Genomic DNA, 16,623 nt, shown 5'->3' with positions numbered 1-16,623 from the left:
CCTCCCGCAGCGCCCGTGCCATCGGCTCCACCGCCCCGCGCCCCGCCATCGACACCTGCCGCGCCACCAGCGTCCTCCCCTCGCGGGCCGGATCGACCCGGCCCAGCAGCCGTCCCCCCGACAGCAGCGGCATCGCGAAGTAGCCGTGTATCCGCCGGGCCCTGGGCACGTACGCCTCCAGCCGGTGGGTGAAACCGAAGATCCTCTCGGTGCGCCTGCGGTCCCAGATCAGCGAGTCGAACGGCGACAGCAGCGTGGTGCGGTGCCGTCCCCGGCTCCCGGACGACTCGGCCTCCAGCGCCGCCGGGTCCGCCCAGGCGGGCCTGCCCCAGCCCGCCACCTCCACCGGCACCAGGCCCGTCCCGGCGACGACCGCGTCGACCTGCTCGCCCTTCAGCCGGTGGTAGTCGGCCAGGTCCGCGCGGGTGGCCACACCCATCGCCCGCCCGGCCTGGGCGACCAGCCGGCGCAGGCACTCGTGGTCGGTCAGGTCGTCGTGGAACAGCTCGCCGGGGACGGCGCGCTCGGCCAGGTCGTACACCCTCTTCCAGCCGCGCCGCTCGGTGCAGACCACCTCGCCGGTGTCCAGCAGCCACTCCACCGCGATCTTCGTATCGGACCAGTCGTACCACTCGCCGCCGTTCTTCGCGCCGCCCAGCTCGGTGGCCGTCAGCGGACCGTCGGCCTTCAGCCGGTCCCGTACGGCGGCGCAGGAGCGCTCGGAGTCCTCCATGCGGTGCCAGCGGTGGCCCCTGGCCCGGAACGCCCGGCGCCGGAACGCGAAGTACGGCCACTCCTCGACCGGCAGGACGCAGGCGGCGTGCGACCAGTACTCGAAGGCGCGCCCTCCCGTCCAGTACGCCGCCTCCACCGTGTCGCGGCCGACCGCGCCCAGCCGCGCGTACGGCACCAGTTCATGGGAGCGGGCCAGTACCGAGATGGTGTCCAGCTGCACGGCTCCCAGGCGGCGCAGCACCCCTTCCACCCCGGCCCGGCGGTCCGGCGCTCCCAGCAGTCCCTGTGCGCGCAGCGCGATCCGGCGGGCCTCGTCGGCGGAGAGTGAGAGTGAGACGGAGGTCATGCGCCCGACGATAGGGCCTGCCGCCGACAGCGGGCCCGGAAACGGCCGGACCCCGGGCCGCGTTCCCGCCGGCGGGAGCGCGGCCCCTACGGCGCGGGCAGATACGGCACGGCCGCCGCCAGCCCCCGGTCCGAGGGCAGCAGCGACGCCACCCAGGCGTCCCGCCGGGTCCCGCGGAAGGTGATCCGCGCCCGCAGGGTCCCCTCCATCACGAAGCCCAGCCGCTCGGCCACGGCCCGCGACCCGGTGTTCCCCGCCTCGGCGAACCACTCCAGCCGCTCCACGCCCAGCTCGCGGAAGGCCCAGTCGGCCACCGCCCGCGCGGCCTCCACGGTGTACCCGCGACCCCGCCGCTCCTTGGCCGTCCAGTAGCCCAGCTCCGCCAGACGCCCCTCCGGTCCGGGCGGTGTGACGCGCACCAGGCCCATCGAGCCCACCAGCTCCCCGTCGTGGGTGAAGACGCCGAAGTTGTACGCGGTGTCCTCGCGCCAGCCCGCCGGGCCGATGTTGAGCACGAACTCCTGCGCGTGCCGCCGCTCGTACGGCTCGGGGAGGGTGGTCCAGCGCAGGATGTCCGGGTCCTGGCAGGCGGCGTGGACGGCGGGAACGTCCTGCGGTTCGAAGGGACGCAGCAGGAGGCGCTCGGTGCCCAGGGTGACGGGTCGCATGGAGATGATTGTGCCGGTCATCCAATCGGGCGGAACCGGCACCTTCCGAGTCTCCGGCACGTTGGGGGGTACAGGGGCCGGTGCCCCTCGCATACGATGGCCGGTGCGGCTGGGCCCGACGCAAGGAAGAGGCCCGCCGTGCCAGAGCACCCAGACCGTGCCCGGCCCGACCGGCAAGGAGCCAGCCTACGTGTCCGTCTTCGGCAAGATCATGCGTGCAGGTGAAGGCAAGATCCTGCGCAAACTGCACCGCATCGCGGACCAGGTGTCGTCGATCGAAGAGGATTTCGTCAACCTCACCGACGCCGAGCTGCGGGCGCTCACGGACGAGTACAGGGAGCGCCTCGCCGACGGAGAGTCCCTGGACGACCTGCTGCCCGAGGCCTTCGCGACAGTCCGCGAGGCGGCCAAACGCGTACTTGGCCAACGCCACTACGACGTGCAGATCATGGGCGGCGCCGCCCTGCACATGGGCTATGTCGCCGAGATGAAGACCGGTGAGGGCAAGACGCTGGTGGGCACCCTGCCCGCGTACCTCAACGGCCTGTCGGGCAAGGGCGTCCACCTCATCACGGTCAACGACTACCTGGCCCAGCGCGACTCCGAGTTGATGGGCCGGGTCCACAAGTTCCTGGGGCTGACGGTCGGATGCATCGTCGCCAACATGACCCCGGCGCAGCGCCGCGAGCAGTACGCCTGCGACATCACCTACGGCACCAACAACGAGTTCGGCTTCGACTACCTGCGCGACAACATGGCGTGGTCGAAGGACGAGCTGGTGCAGCGCGGCCACAACTTCGCGATCGTCGACGAGGTCGACTCGATCCTCGTCGACGAGGCCCGCACCCCGCTGATCATCTCGGGTCCGGCGGACCAGGCCACCAAGTGGTACGGCGACTTCGCCAAGCTGGTGAAGCGCCTGGAGCGCGGTGAGGCCGCCAACCCGATCAAGCAGCAGCCGGAGACGGGCGACTACGAGGTCGACGAGAAGAAGCGCACGGTCGCCATCCACGAGTCCGGTGTGGCCAAGGTCGAGGACTGGCTGGGGATCGACAACCTCTACGAGTCGGTCAACACCCCGCTGGTGGGCTACCTCAACAACGCGATCAAGGCCAAGGAGCTCTACAAGAAGGACAAGGACTACGTCGTCCTCGACGGCGAGGTCATGATCGTTGACGAGCACACCGGCCGCATCCTGGCCGGCCGCCGCTACAACGAGGGCATGCACCAGGCGATCGAGGCGAAGGAGGGGGTGGAGATCAAGGACGAGAACCAGACGCTCGCCACGATCACCCTCCAGAACTTCTTCCGCCTCTACGACAAGCTCTCGGGCATGACCGGCACGGCCATGACCGAGGCCGCCGAGTTCCAGCAGATCTACAAGCTCGGCGTGGTGCCGATCCCGACCCACCGGCCGATGATCCGCAAGGACCAGTCGGACCTGATCTACCGCACCGAGGTCGCCAAGTTCGACGCGGTGGTCGACGACATCGTCGAGCGGCACGAGAAGGGCCAGCCGGTCCTGGTGGGCACCACCTCGGTCGAGAAGTCCGAGTACCTGTCGCAGCAGCTCAAGAAGCGCGGCGTGCCGCACGAGGTGCTCAACGCCAAGAACCACGAGCGCGAGGCCGTGATCGTGGCCCAGGCGGGCCGCAAGGGCGCCGTCACGGTCGCCACCAACATGGCCGGCCGCGGTACCGACATCAAGCTCGGCGGCAACCCGGACGACCTGGCCGAGGCCGAGCTGCGCGCCAAGGGCCTGGACCCGGTGGAGAACGCCGAGGAGTGGGCGGCGGCCCTGCCCGGGGCCATGGAGCGCGCCGAGCAGGCCGTCGCGGCGGAGCACGAGGAGGTCGTCGACCTCGGCGGCCTGTACGTGCTGGGCACCGAGCGGCACGAGTCGCGCCGCATCGACAACCAGCTGCGCGGCCGGTCCGGCCGTCAGGGCGACCCGGGCGAGTCCCGCTTCTACCTCTCGCTCGGCGACGACCTGATGCGGCTGTTCAAGGCGCAGATGGTCGAGCGTGTGATGTCCATGGCCAACGTGCCCGACGACGTCCCGATCGAGAACAAGATGGTCACCCGCGCCATCGCCTCGGCGCAGTCGCAGGTCGAGCAGCAGAACTTCGAGATCCGCAAGAACGTCCTGAAGTACGACGAGGTCCTCAACCGGCAGCGCGAGGTCATCTACGGCGAGCGCCGCCGCGTCCTGGAGGGCGAGGACCTGCACGAGCAGATCATCCACTTCATGGACGACACCATCGACGCCTACGTCCAGGCCGAGACGGTCGAGGGCTTCGCCGAGGAGTGGGACCTGGACCGGCTGTGGGGCGCCTTCAAACAGCTCTACCCGGTGACGGTCACCGTCGAGGACCTGGAGGAGGCCGCCGGGGGCCGCGACGGCATCACGGCGGACTTCATCGCCGACGCCATCAAGGACGACATCCACGAGCGGTACGAGGAGCGCGAGAAGCAGCTCGGCTCGGAGATCATGCGCGAGCTGGAGCGCCGCGTGGTCCTCTCCGTCCTCGACCGCAAGTGGCGCGAGCACCTGTACGAGATGGACTACCTCCAGGAGGGCATCGGCCTGCGCGCCATGGCGCAGCGCGACCCGCTGGTGGAGTACCAGCGCGAGGGCTACGACATGTTCGTCGCGATGATGGACGGCATCAAGGAGGAGTCCGTCGGCTACCTGTTCAACCTGGAGGTCCAGGTCGAGCAGCAGGTCGAGGAGGTGCCGGTCGAGGAGGCCGGGCCCGCACCCTCCCTGGAGAAGGCCCCCCAGGAGGAGGCCGTCGCGGCGGGCGGGCGCCCGGCGATCCGGGCCAAGGGCCTGGAGGCCCCGCAGCGTCCGGACCGGCTGCACTTCTCCGCGCCGACCGTGGACGGCGAGGGCGGTGTCGTCGAGGGCGACTTCGCCAGCGGCGAGGACGGCGGCCCGGTCCGCTCGCCCGCGGACGGCATGACCCGCGCCGAGCGCCGCAGGGCCCAGAAGGAGAAGGGCCGCCGCCGCAGGAAGTGACCCGGCGACCGCCGCCGCGGGACGGCGGACGGTCCGCTTGAGGCCGGTTCGGGGCCGGGCGTCCGAGGAGGACGCCCGGCCCCGAGGCGTTTTCCGTGCCGCACGGGCCCCCGCGTCCCGCGCGGCACGGTCACGGTGTCGTCCCGCCGGCCATGTCACCGGTCGAGGCGGTCGGGTCGCCGGTCAGGGCGGTCGCGCCGGTCAGGAGACGGTGTCGAGTTCGACGGCGGAGCACAGCCAGCGCCGGTCACGGGAGCGCTCCAGGCGGAAGGCCACGGCGCGCAGCCGGTCGCCGGCGGCGATCCGGGCGAACGCCTCGACCGCGCCGGGGCAGGGCTGCGACCAGCCGACCTCCCGGACCACCGGAGCGGGCCCGCCCGCCTGCGCCGACCGCAGCGGGGTCAGCGGGGCGAGCCGGACCAGTTGCTCGTACGCCTCGTCGCGGGTGTGGCCGAGCAGCAGGTGGACCGGCCGCAGCCCGCTGAGGACGAGCACCAGCCGGTGTGCGAACCAGTAGGGCGGCAGCCGGTCGCGTTCGCGCTGCCGGGCCGCGAGCAGGGCCGAGCGGGCCGGCCGCCGGGAGTCCCGGCGGCCGGGAGGGGCGGTACGGCTGGTGGGCGGCATGATCTCTCCCCGTGGTTTGGTGCGGTGTTCCGCACGTCGATCCGCTTACTGGGCGGTAACTTCCATCCCGGTTTCTACTGGGCCGCTCGCGGCGCGGCAACGACCGTCGGCCGGTGGCGGCGGACTCCGTGTGTTTCACCTGTCCGACGGAGAACCCGCGGGGGCTTGACGGCAGGGGCCGCTGACCTGCGCCGTCGTCCGACGCGAGCGAGCGGGGCGGAACGGGGCCGGGGGAGTCCGGCGCGCGGGAGCCGCCGTATGCTGTCGGGGCACCCGGAGCGGCCTTACACGAAAGTGGTGGCGATGCGCGTCTATGTCCCCCTCACCCTGCCCGGCCTGGCGGCCGCGCACCGGGCGGGCGAGCTCGGCCCCGGACCGCTGACCGCCTACGCGGTCACCCCCGGACTGCGCGAATGGTACGTCTCGGACGACATCGAGGAACTGGAGTACGCCGCGCTCGGCCGCGCCGCGCAGGCCTCGCTGCGGCTCCTGGCCGTCGCCCCGGACGTCCCGCGCCGCCGGGTCGTGGTCGCCGTCGACGTGCCCGACCGCGAGGCCGTGGCCGACCCGGACCGCGGTCTGGACCCGGCCGCGCTGGGCGAGGTGCGCATCGAGCGTGCCGTACCGCTGGACCGGGCCGCCGCCGTGCACGTGGACGGGGACGAGGCGGAGGCGGACGTCGCCGCGGCGGCACAGGCGCTGGGCGCGGCCGACCAGGGCGACGACGACGCCCGCTTCACGGTGGACGGTGCGGACGACCACGAGCTGCTGTGGTACGCCACCCAGGAGATCGGCGACATCGTGGACGGGCCGGCCTGAGCCCGCTCCCGGCCGGTGCCCCGGCCCGGTCCGCGGGCCCGGGCACGCCGGCCGCGCCTGCCGCCTGTCACACCCACCCCTTACCGTCGTGGGTATGGACTCGGGCACGGGGAGAGCCCACATCGTGTGGGACTGGAACGGCACACTGCTGCACGACATCGACGCGGTCATCGCCGCGACCAACGCCGCCTTCGCCGAGATAGGGCTGCCGCCCATCACGCTGGAGCGCTACCGGGAGCTGTACTGCGTACCGGTGCCGCGCTTCTACGAGCGGCTGATGGGGAGGCTTCCCACCGACGAGGAGTGGGCCGGAATGGACGAGGTCTTCCACCGGCACTACTTCGCGCGCGTCGAGCAGGTGGGGCTCGCCGACGGCGCGGCGGAACTGCTCGCCGCGCGGCGGGAGGCCGGGCTGACCCAGTCGCTGTGCTCCCTGGCCCCGCACGACCACCTGGTGCCGCTGGTGCGCAGACACGGCATCGAGGAGCACTTCGTCCGGGTCGACGGGAACCTCGGGGGCGGCAGCGGGTCGAGCACCGGCAAGGCCCGGCAGATGGCGGCGCACGTGGCGGCGCTCGACGGATTCGATCCCCGCCGCACCGTGGTGGTCGGCGACGCGGTGGACGACGCGGTGGCGGCCGCCGCCGTGGGCGCGCGGGCCGTGCTGTACACCGGCGGCTCGCACAGCAGGAGCAGCCTCCGGGCGGCCGGGGTGCCGGTGGTGGACAGCCTCGCCGAGGCGGTGGAGGTGGCCGAGCACGTGATCGGGGAGCACTGACGCCGCCGTACACCGCCGGGACGCCGCCGTACACCGCCCGACGCCGCGCCTTCCGCGGCCTGCCGGATGCTGTCCACAACGTCCAACTCCGACCCCTGGTTTTGTACACATACTGGCCATGACGGGGTCCGGCCGGAGAGGGGTAGCCTAGCCGCGTGATCAGCGAGACACCCGCGGGAGGCAGTGCCGCCTCCGACCCCGGGCACCCGTGCGGCGCAGCCGGGGCCGGGGATGCCGCGGATCACCCCGTCTCCGGGCATGACGCCCCGCTCCGGCGGACACTTGGTGTGCCGGCGTCAGGCCCTCAGAACCCTCAACGCCTTGACGTCACGCAACGGCGCGCGACAGGAGCCAGACGACATGCAGACCAAGCTGGACGAAGCAAAGGCCGAGCTGCTCGAACGAGCCGCCCGGGTCGCCGATAGCGGTCCCGCCGGCAGCCAACCCGTACCGGGGCTGGACGCCGGGGCCCTCGGCTCGTACCTCCAGCGCTACTACCTGCACACCGCTCCCGAGGACCTCACCGACCGCGACCCGGTCGACGTCTACGGGGCCGCGGTCTCCCACTGCCGGCTGGCACAGCAGCGCCCCCAGGGCACCGCGAACGTCCGCGTCCACACCCCGTCCGTCGAGGAGAACGGCTGGACGTGCACCCACAGCGTCGTGGAGGTCGTCACCGACGACATGCCCTTCCTGGTGGACTCGGTCACCAACGAGCTGACCAGGCAGGGGCGCGGCATCCACCTGGTGGTCCACCCCCAGGTCGTCGTCCGCCGTGACGTCACCGGCCGGCTGCTCCAGGTCCTGGACTCGGGCGCCCGGCCCGGGAAGGGACTGCCGGACGACGCGCTCACGGAGTCCTGGATCCACGTCGAGATCGACCGCGAGACCGACCGCGAGGACCTCAGGCGGATCACCGCCGACCTGCGGCGCGTCCTGTCCGACGTGCGCGAGGCCGTCGAGGACTGGCAGAAGATGCGGAACGCCGCGCTGCGGATCGCCGACGGCCTGCCCGGCGAGCCGCTCGCCGACGACCTGCCCGAACAGGAGGTGGAGGAGGCGCGCGAGCTGCTGCGCTGGCTCGCGGACGACCACTTCACCTTCCTGGGCTACCGCGAGTACGAGCTGACCACCGAAACCGTGGACGGCACCGAGGAGCTGCTGCTCAGCGCCGTCCCGGGCACCGGCCTGGGCATCCTGCGCTCCGACCCGCACCACGACGACCGGGGCGGCGGGGAGCCGGGCGGGGAGCGGGACGGCGCCTCAGCGCCTCCCCACGCGCCCGCCCACACCCACGCCCACCCGGTCTCGCCCTCCTTCAACCGCCTCCCGGCCGGTGTCCGCGCCAAGGCCCGCGAGCACCGGCTGCTGGTGCTCACCAAGGCCAACAGCCGGGCCACCGTCCACCGCCCCTCCTACCTCGACTACATCGGGGTGAAGAAGTTCGACGAGGCGGGCAACGTGGTGGGGGAGCGCCGCTTCCTCGGACTGTTCTCGTCGGCCGCGTACACCGAGTCGGTGCGCCGGGTGCCCGTCATCCGCCGCAAGGTCGAGGAGGTGATCGGCTCCACCGGCTTCGTCCCCGACAGTCACGACGGCCGCGACCTGCTCCAGATCCTGGAGACGTACCCGCGCGACGAGCTCTTCCAGATCCCGGCCGACGAGCTGCGCGAGATCGCCACCTCCGTGCTGTACCTCCAGGAGCGCCGCAAGCTCCGGCTCTACCTGCGGCAGGACGAGTACGGCCGCTACTACTCCGCGCTGGTCTACCTGCCGCGCGACCGCTACACCACCGCCGTGCGGCTGCGGATGACCGACATCCTCGTGGAGGAGCTGGGCGGCACCAGCGTCGACTTCACCGCCTGGAACACCGAGTCCGTCCTCGCCCGGCTGCACTTCGTCGTCCGCGTCCCGCAGGGCACCGAGCTGGTACAGCTGACCCACGCCGACGCCGAGCGCATCGAGGCCCGGCTGGTGGAGGCCGCCCGCTCCTGGGCCGACGGCTTCTCCGAGGCGCTGGTCGCCGAGGTCGGCGAGGAGCGGGCGGCCCGGCTCGCCCACCGCTACGGCGGCGCCTTCCCCGAGGGCTACAAGGCCGACTTCCCGCCCCGCACCGCCGTCGCCGACCTCCAGTACATCCAGGGCCTGGAGCGGGGCGAGGGCGTCAGCGACTTCGCGCTCAGCCTGTACGAGCCGGTCGGGGCCGGCCCCGGCGAGCGCCGCTTCAAGATCTACCGCACCGGCGAGCCCGTCTCGCTCTCCGCGGTGCTGCCGATCCTCCAGGCCATGGGCGTCGAGGTCGTCGACGAGCGCCCCTACGAACTGCGCTGCACCGACCGCTCCCCGGCATGGATCTACGACTTCGGGCTCCGGCTGCCGGCGAACCACGCGCAGAACCTGGAGGGCGACGCCCGCGAGCGCTTCCAGGACGCCTTCGCCGCGGTCTGGAGCGGCGAGGCCGAGAGCGACGGCTTCAACGCGCTGGTGCTGTCGGCCGGACTGACCTGGCGGCAGGCGATGGTGCTGCGCGCCTACGCCAAGTACCTGCGGCAGGCCGGCTCGCCCTTCAGCCAGGACTACATGGAGGACACCCTCCGCCGCAACGTCCACACCACCCGGCTGCTGGTCAGCCTCTTCGAGGCCCGCCTCTCCCCGGACCGCGCCGCCGCCGGCCACGAGCTGACCGACGGCCTGCTGGAGGAGCTGGACGGGGCGCTGGACCAGGTCGCCTCGCTGGACGAGGACCGCATCCTGCGCTCCTTCCTCACCCTCATCAAGGCCACCCTGCGCACGAACTACTTCCAGCCGCGCGACGAGGAGTCGGGCCGGCCGCACGCGTACGTGTCGATGAAGTTCGACCCGCAGGCCATCCCGGACCTGCCCGCGCCCCGCCCGGCGTACGAGATCTGGGTGTACTCGCCGCGGGTGGAGGGCGTGCACCTGCGCTTCGGCAAGGTCGCCCGCGGTGGCCTGCGCTGGTCCGACCGGCGCGAGGACTTCCGCACCGAGATCCTGGGTCTGGTCAAGGCGCAGGAGGTCAAGAACACGGTGATCGTGCCGGTGGGGGCCAAGGGCGGCTTCGTCGGCAAGCGGCTGCCCGACCCCTCGGCGGACCGCGACGCATGGCTGGCCGAGGGCGTCGCCTGCTACAAGACCTTCATCTCCGGCATGCTCGACATCACCGACAACCTCGTGGGCGGCCAGGTCGTGCCGCCCGAGCGCGTGGTGCGGCACGACGGTGACGACACCTATCTGGTCGTCGCGGCCGACAAGGGCACCGCCTCCTTCTCCGACACCGCCAACGAGGTCGCCACCGCCTACGGCTTCTGGCTCGGCGACGCCTTCGCCTCCGGCGGCTCGGCCGGCTACGACCACAAGGCCATGGGCATCACCGCCCGCGGCGCCTGGGAGTCGGTCAAGCGGCACTTCCGCGAGCTCGGGCACGACACCCAGACCGAGGACTTCACGGTCGTCGGCATCGGCGACATGTCCGGGGACGTCTTCGGCAACGGGATGCTGCTCAGTGAGCACATCCGGCTGGTGGCCGCCTTCGACCACCGGCACATCTTCCTCGACCCCGACCCGGACGCGGCCACCTCCTACGCCGAACGCCGCCGGCTGTTCGAGCTGCCGCGCTCCTCCTGGGCCGACTACGACACCTCGCTGCTGTCGCCCGGCGGCGGCGTCCACCCCCGCAGTGCCAAGTCCATCCCCGTCGGCGCGCAGGTGCGCCAGGCGCTGGGCATCGAGGACGGCGTCACCAAGATGACCCCGGCCGAACTGATGAGGGCCATCCTCAAGGCCCCGGTGGACCTGCTGTGGAACGGCGGCATCGGCACCTACGTCAAGGCGTCCACCGAGACCGACGCCGACGTCGGCGACAAGGCCAACGACGCGATCCGCGTCAACGGCCGGGACCTGCGGGTGCGGGTCGTCGGGGAGGGCGGCAACCTGGGCCTGACCCAGCTCGGCCGCATCGAGTTCGCGCACGAGGGCGGCCGGATCAACACCGACGCCATCGACAACAGCGCGGGCGTGGACTCCTCCGACCACGAGGTCAACATCAAGATCCTGCTCAACTCGGTCGTCTCCGACGGGGACATGACCGTCAAGCAGCGCAACAGGCTGCTGGCGGAGATGACCGACGAGGTCGCCGAGCTGGTGCTGCGCAACAACTACGCGCAGAACGTGGCGCTGGCCAACGCGATGCGGCAGGCGCCCGACCTGCTCCACGCCCAGCAGCGCCTCATGCGCAGCCTGTCCCGCCAGGGACGGCTGGACCGGCAGCTGGAGTTCCTGCCGGCCGACCGGCAGATCCGCGAACGGCTGGCGCACGGCCGCGGACTGACCCAGCCCGAGATGGCGGTGCTGCTGGCGTACGCCAAGATCACCGTCACCGAGGAGCTGGCCGACACCGATCTGGCCGACGACCCGTATCTGCAGCGACTGGCGCACGCGTACTTCCCCAGCGCACTGCGCGAACGCTTCCCCGAGCAGATCGAGCGCCACGCCCTGCGGCGCGAGATCGTCACGACCCTCCTGGTCAACGACACGGTCAACACCGGCGGTTCGACCCTGGTGCACCGGATGAAGGAGGAGTCGGGCGCCTCGGCGGAGGAGATCGTGCGGGCGCACACCGCCGCCCGGGAGATCTTCGGCCTGGCCCGGGTCTGGGACGAGGTCGAGGAACTGGACAACACCGTGGCCGCCGACGTCCAGACCCGGATGCGGCTGCACGCCAGGCGGCTGGTCGAGCGGGGCACCCGCTGGCTGCTGAACAACCGGCCGCAGCCGCTGAAGCTCGCCGAGACCATCGAGGTCTTCCGGGAGCGGGTGGAGGTGGTCTGGTCCCAGCTGCCCAAGCTGCTCAGGGGCGCCGACCTGGACTGGCACCAGAGCGTCGAGGACGAGCTGACCGGCGCCGGGGTCCCCGGCGACCTGGCGCTGCGGGTGGCGGGCTTCTCCTCCGTCTTCCCCGCGCTGGACGTGGTGGCCGTCGCCGACCGCACCGGCCGCGAACTGCTGGACGTCGCCGAGGTCTACTACGACCTGGCCGACAGGCTGGGCATCACCGAGCTCCAGGACAGGGTGAGCGAGCTGCCGCGCTCCGACCGCTGGCAGTCGATGGCCCGCGCGGCGATCCGCGAGGACCTCTACGCCGCCCACCAGCTCCTCACCGCGGACGTACTGGCCTCCGGGGACGGCAGCGCCACGCCCGAGCAGCGCTTCAAGGCGTGGGAGGAGAAGAGCGCCGCCGTCCTGGGGCGGGCCAGGGCCACACTGGAGGAGATCCGCGAGTCGGACACCTTCGACCTGGCGAACCTGTCGGTGGCGATGCGCACGATGCGCACACTGCTGCGCAGCAACCGCTGACCAACCGCTGACGCGCCGCGGTGCGGGAAGCACGGTGAACAGGGGGCGGCCGGACGGCCGCCCCCTGTTCACCGTGTGCGGCGCCCGGCCGGCCCTACTTCACCGCGCCGGCCATCACACCGGAGACGAACTGCCGCTGGAAGGCGAAGAACACCACCAGCGGGATCACCATCGACACGAACGCGCCCGAAGCCAGCACGTCGATGTTGTTGCCGAACTGGCGCACCTGCTGCTGGAGGGCGACCGTGACCGGCGGATCGCCCGCGTCGGCGAAGATCAGTGCCACCAGCATGTCGTTCCACACCCACAGGAACTGGAAGATGCCCAGGCTCGCGATCGCCGGGCCGCCCAGCGGCAGTACGACACGGGTGAACAGCCGCACCTCGCCGGCGCCGTCCAGCCGCGCGGCCTCCAGCAGTTCGCGCGGGATCTCGGCGAAGAAGTTGCGCAGCAGGAAGATCGCGAACGGCAGGCCGAACGCCGTGTGGAAGACCACCACGCCGACGGTGGTCTCGAAGATCCCCAGGGTGTTGAAGAGTTTCGCCACCGGGATCAGCGCCACCTGCACCGGCACCACCAACAGCCCGACGACGGCCAGGAACCACCAGTCGCGGCCGGGAAAGTCCAGCCAGGCGAAGGCGTATCCGGCCAGCGAGCCGATCACCACGACCAGCACCGTGGAGGGCACGGTGATGACCAGGGTGGTCAGCAGGGAGCCGGTGATGGCGTCGTTCTCCAGCAGGGAGCGGTAGTTGGAGGCCGTCAGCTGGGACCAGTCGCCCAGCGCCGTCCACCAGCCGGAGGAGGAGACGTCGGAACGTTCCCGGAAGGAGGACAGCAGCAGTCCGGTGGTCGGCAGCAGCCACAGCAGGGCGACCACGACCAGGGCGAAGCGCACCGCCCAGTGCCCGGTGAACGCGGCGATCCGCGCGCCGAGCGGCCGCCGGGTCCGCCCGCCCGGTTCCGGCCGTACGGGCGCGGGGGCGGGTCCGGGCGCCGGCTCGGGGCCGGATGCCGCCTTGGAGAGAGTGCTCACCGTCGGTTCTCCCTCCTCAGCCGCCTGATGTTGAAGACCATCACCGGCACCACCAGCAGCAGCAACAGCACCGCGATGGCGCTGCCCACGCCCTGGTCCGCACCCGTGCCGAAGGACGACAGGTACAGCTGGAGCGCCAGTACGTTCGCGTCGGACTGGGTGGCGCCCGGGGCGATGATGTAGACGAGGTCGAAGATCTTCAGCACGTTGATCATCAGGGTGACGAGGACCACCGCGAGCACGGGGGCCAGCACCGGCACCGTGACCCTGCGGAAGACCTGCCACTCGTTCGCGCCGTCGACCCGCGCCGCCTCCAGCAGTTCGCGGGGCACCCCCGCCAGGCCCGCCGCGATCAGCACCATCGCGAAGCCCGCCCACATCCAGACGTAGGAGGCGATGATGGCCGGGGTGATCAGGGACGGTCCGAGCCAGTCGACCCCGTTGTAGGCCTCGGTGAAGTTGGAGGCGGGCAGCCGCAGATGGGCGCCGTCCGCCTCGGCGGGAAGGGTGAAGACGCCGTCCTCGCCGGTGGTGGCGGTGGCCACCACCCTGCCGTCCCGCACGGCCTCGACCACCACCCCGGCCAGGGCGTTCTCGCCCGGGTCGACGACGTTCGGTTCGCCTCCGCCGCCCTTGGCGAAGTCCACCCAGACCGTGCCGGTGATCCCGCCGTCGCCCGCGGGCCGTGCGGGCGACGCCTCGGCGGCGTCGGCCAGGTCCTGGGGAGGCACGCCCACCAGCGGCAGGTTCGCCGGGTCCGCGGCGTCCACCGCGGACTTCGTGGTGTACGCGCCGCCGCCGGTCTTCTCCAACCCTCCGTCCGGCCGCGGGCGGGCGCCGGGCCAGGCGGAGGCCTCGTCGAATGTGTCGTGGACCGAGACCCAGACGGCGTTCGCCACCCCGCGGTCCGGGTCCTGCTCGTACACCAGGCGGAAGATGATGCCCGCGGCGAGCATCGAGATGGCCATGGGCATGAAGACGATCAGCTTGAACGCGGTGCCCCAGCGAACCCGTTCGGTCAGCACCGCGAAGACCAGCCCGAGGGCGGTGCAGACGGTCGGGGCGACGATCACCCAGATCGTGTTGTTCCTGATCGCAGTCAGGGTGTCGTCGTCGGTGAACAGCTCGACGTAGTTGCCCAGGCCGACGAATCCGGTGCCGGACGCGTCGAAGAGGCTCCGGTAGACCGAGTAGACGATGGGATAGACCACCAGCGCGCCCAGCAGTACCAGGGCCGGCAGCAGGAAGCAGGCCGCCAGCCAGGGCCGGGTGCGGATGATGGAGGAGCGGCGGGTCGCGGGGGCGGGCGGACCCGGCGGGCCGGGGGCCGCCGGGCCGCCCGCTGTGGCGGTCGACATGGCAGTCGTGCCTCCGTCCCGGCCCGTCAGTCGCCGTACGCCTTGGCCGCGGCGGCCTCCAGCTCCCGCTGGGCGCCGGCCACGTCCCCGGGATCGGCCAGGAAGTCCTGGAGCGCCTTCCACTCGCCCTCGCCCTTGGTGCCGCCGAAGGCGGCCGGGGCCTGGTCGGACATGTCGAAGCGGAAGTCGTCGCCCGCGGCGATCAGCGCCTCGGCGATGTCGCGCTGCACGTCGTCGGGGTAGGCGGCGGTGTCCAGCTCCTTGTTGGGCGAGATGAAGCCGCCCTGCTCCGCCCAGATCGCGGCGGCGTCGGTGGAGGCCAGGAAGGTGAGCAGGGCGTGGGCGCCCTCGCTGTCCTTCAGCGCCACCGCCGCGTCGCCCCCGCTGACCACCGGAGAGCTCTCGCCGACGGCCGGGAAGGGGAAGACCTTGGCGTCCTGGCCGATCTCCGCCTCGGTGTCGCCGATGTTGACGGCGACGAAGTCGCCCTCGTAGACCATCGCGGCCTGCGGCGCCCGGACGTCGGCGAAGACCTGGGTGACGGACTTGGGGAACTCCGTGCGCAGCGCGCCCTGGTTGCCGCCCGCCAGCAGCTCCTTCCTGCCGAACAGCTCGCCGAGGGTGGTCAGCGCCTCCTTGACGGAGGGGTCGGTCCACTTGATCTCGTGCCTGGCGAGCTGGTCGTACTTCTCGGGCCCGGCTTGGGAGAGGTAGACGTTCTCGAACCAGTCGGTGAGCGTCCAGCCGTCCGCGCCGCCGACCGAGACCGGCGGGACGCCGGAGTCGGAGAGGGTCTGCGCGGTCTCAAGGAACTCGTCCCAGGTCTTGGGCTCGCTCACGCCCGCGTTCTCGAAGGCGGTGGTGTTGTACCAGACCAGGGACTTGTTGGCGGCCTTGAAGTAGACGCCGTACTGCTCGCCGTCGTGGGCGCCCAGGTCCTGCCAGCCCTGGGAGAAGTTCTTCTCCAGCTGCTCGCGCGTCTCGTCCTTGAGCGGCTTGATCCAGCCCTTCTCGGCGAACTGGTGGAGCACGCCGACCTGCGGCAGCATCGCCACGTCCGGCGGCGCGCCGCCCTCGATCTTGGAACCGACGAAGGTCGCCACGTTGTCGCCGGTCGGAACGAAGCCGACCTCGGCGCCCGTGCGCTCCTCGAACTCGTCGAGGACCCTGCGGAAGTTCTTCTGCTCCGGTCCGGTCCACACGGCCGCCACCTGGAGCTTCTGCCCCTTCAGATCCGGCAGTTCGACGGTGGCCTCCCGACCGTCGCCGGCTCCGTCCCCGGAGCCCCCGGACCTGTCGCCCCCGCCGTCACCTCCGCCGCAGGCGGCCGTCAGCGACAGTGCCAGCGCCGCGGCCAGCGCGATGCCCGCTCTGCGGGCCCGCGATCGAGTTGTACGGACAGAAGTGCGCATAGCTCACCGTCCCCACTGTGGGCACGGCCGGTCGTCGAACGGCCGCGCCGTACGTCCCGTTCGGTCAGTCCTACGCCTGAACACATTGCCCGGCAACAGGACCTCACATGTCAACTCGCCCTTCGTGACAGGCTCGTGACCTTGCGTCCCCAACCGCCCCTTCGGAAAGGGCCGCTGACGTCACATCAGCGGGGGAGGGGCGGGGGCGCCGGCCTCGCGGGCCGCGCGCTCGACCGCGCTGGCGAGCAGCGCCAGATCGGTCGGGCCGTTGCCCAGTTCGCGTACGGGGCGGCGGGTGGGAGGATCCCCGGCGCGCGCCCAGTCCAACGGGACCACCGTCGGCCGCAGAGTGGCCGTACGGGGTATGCGGCCCGACACCCGGCCCGCCTGGAAGGCGGTCACCGAGCCGTCCGGCCGGTGCAGCGCCCCCCGCCCCGGCAGCGGCCCCTCAC

General features: G+C 71.9%; 11 protein-coding genes. 4 read left to right on the top strand and 7 right to left on the bottom strand.

Features of this window, described 5'->3' with window-relative positions:
* Positions 1-1,081, bottom strand: a 1,081-nt coding sequence (locus L7D48_RS14280; protein WP_237879811.1) for a winged helix-turn-helix domain-containing protein, incomplete at its 3' end; no start/stop codon positions are given.
* An 86-nt stretch (positions 1,082-1,167) separates the two neighbouring features.
* Positions 1,168-1,749, bottom strand: a complete 582-nt coding sequence (locus L7D48_RS14275; RefSeq protein WP_237879810.1) for a GNAT family N-acetyltransferase — start codon at positions 1,747-1,749, stop codon at positions 1,168-1,170.
* A gap of 190 nt (positions 1,750-1,939) precedes the next feature.
* Here L7D48_RS14275 and secA point away from each other — a divergent pair, with 190 nt between their 5' ends.
* Positions 1,940-4,771 carry a preprotein translocase subunit SecA gene (secA, locus tag L7D48_RS14270; RefSeq protein WP_237879809.1) on the top strand — a complete coding sequence of 944 codons (2,832 nt, stop codon included), beginning with the start codon at positions 1,940-1,942 and terminating at the stop codon, positions 4,769-4,771.
* 201 nt (positions 4,772-4,972) lie between these two features.
* Here secA and L7D48_RS14265 read toward each other — a convergent pair whose 3' ends face one another.
* Positions 4,973-5,395, bottom strand: coding sequence for an Rv3235 family protein (locus tag L7D48_RS14265; protein WP_093849786.1), 423 nt, complete (start codon positions 5,393-5,395; stop codon positions 4,973-4,975).
* Positions 5,396-5,698: 303 nt separating this feature from the next.
* On the opposite strand from L7D48_RS14265, the gene L7D48_RS14260 reads away from it, so the two are divergent.
* The 3 genes from L7D48_RS14260 to L7D48_RS14250 all read left to right on the top strand — a co-directional run bounded on the left by L7D48_RS14260 (position 5,699) and on the right by L7D48_RS14250 (position 12,365).
* Positions 5,699-6,214: a hypothetical protein gene (locus L7D48_RS14260; RefSeq protein ID WP_237879808.1), complete on the top strand. Its 516-nt coding sequence runs from the start codon at positions 5,699-5,701 to the stop codon at positions 6,212-6,214.
* A gap of 94 nt (positions 6,215-6,308) precedes the next feature.
* Complete coding sequence (locus L7D48_RS14255; RefSeq protein WP_237879807.1) at positions 6,309-6,992, top strand: HAD family hydrolase; 684 nt, start codon at positions 6,309-6,311, stop codon at positions 6,990-6,992.
* Positions 6,993-7,352: 360 nt separating this feature from the next.
* Positions 7,353-12,365 (top strand): NAD-glutamate dehydrogenase, encoded by a 5,013-nt coding sequence (locus L7D48_RS14250; RefSeq protein ID WP_237879806.1) that lies wholly within the window; start codon positions 7,353-7,355, stop codon positions 12,363-12,365.
* Between the two features lie 94 nt (positions 12,366-12,459).
* On the opposite strand, the gene L7D48_RS14245 is transcribed toward L7D48_RS14250, so the two are convergent.
* The 4 genes from L7D48_RS14245 to L7D48_RS14230 all read right to left on the bottom strand — a co-directional run.
* On the bottom strand, positions 12,460-13,401 hold the full coding sequence (locus L7D48_RS14245) for a carbohydrate ABC transporter permease (protein ID WP_374492222.1): 942 nt from the start codon (positions 13,399-13,401) through the stop codon (positions 12,460-12,462).
* Positions 13,398-14,759: a carbohydrate ABC transporter permease gene (locus L7D48_RS14240; protein WP_237879805.1), complete on the bottom strand. Its 1,362-nt coding sequence runs from the start codon at positions 14,757-14,759 to the stop codon at positions 13,398-13,400. Before L7D48_RS14240 ends, L7D48_RS14245 begins: the two co-directional genes overlap by 4 nt.
* A 26-nt stretch (positions 14,760-14,785) precedes the next feature.
* Positions 14,786-16,171 (bottom strand): ABC transporter substrate-binding protein, encoded by a 1,386-nt coding sequence (locus tag L7D48_RS14235; protein ID WP_237879804.1) that lies wholly within the window; start codon positions 16,169-16,171, stop codon positions 14,786-14,788.
* Positions 16,172-16,351: 180 nt separating this feature from the next.
* A partial coding sequence (locus tag L7D48_RS14230) for a hypothetical protein (RefSeq protein WP_237879803.1) occupies positions 16,352-16,623 on the bottom strand: 272 nt, incomplete at its 5' end.

The sequence above is a fragment of the Streptomyces sp. ICN903 genome, assembly GCF_022015835.1.
In the GTDB taxonomy this organism is placed as follows: domain Bacteria; phylum Actinomycetota; class Actinomycetes; order Streptomycetales; family Streptomycetaceae; genus Streptomyces; species Streptomyces fenghuangensis.
This window is presented reverse-complemented; position numbering and strand designations above follow the sequence as displayed.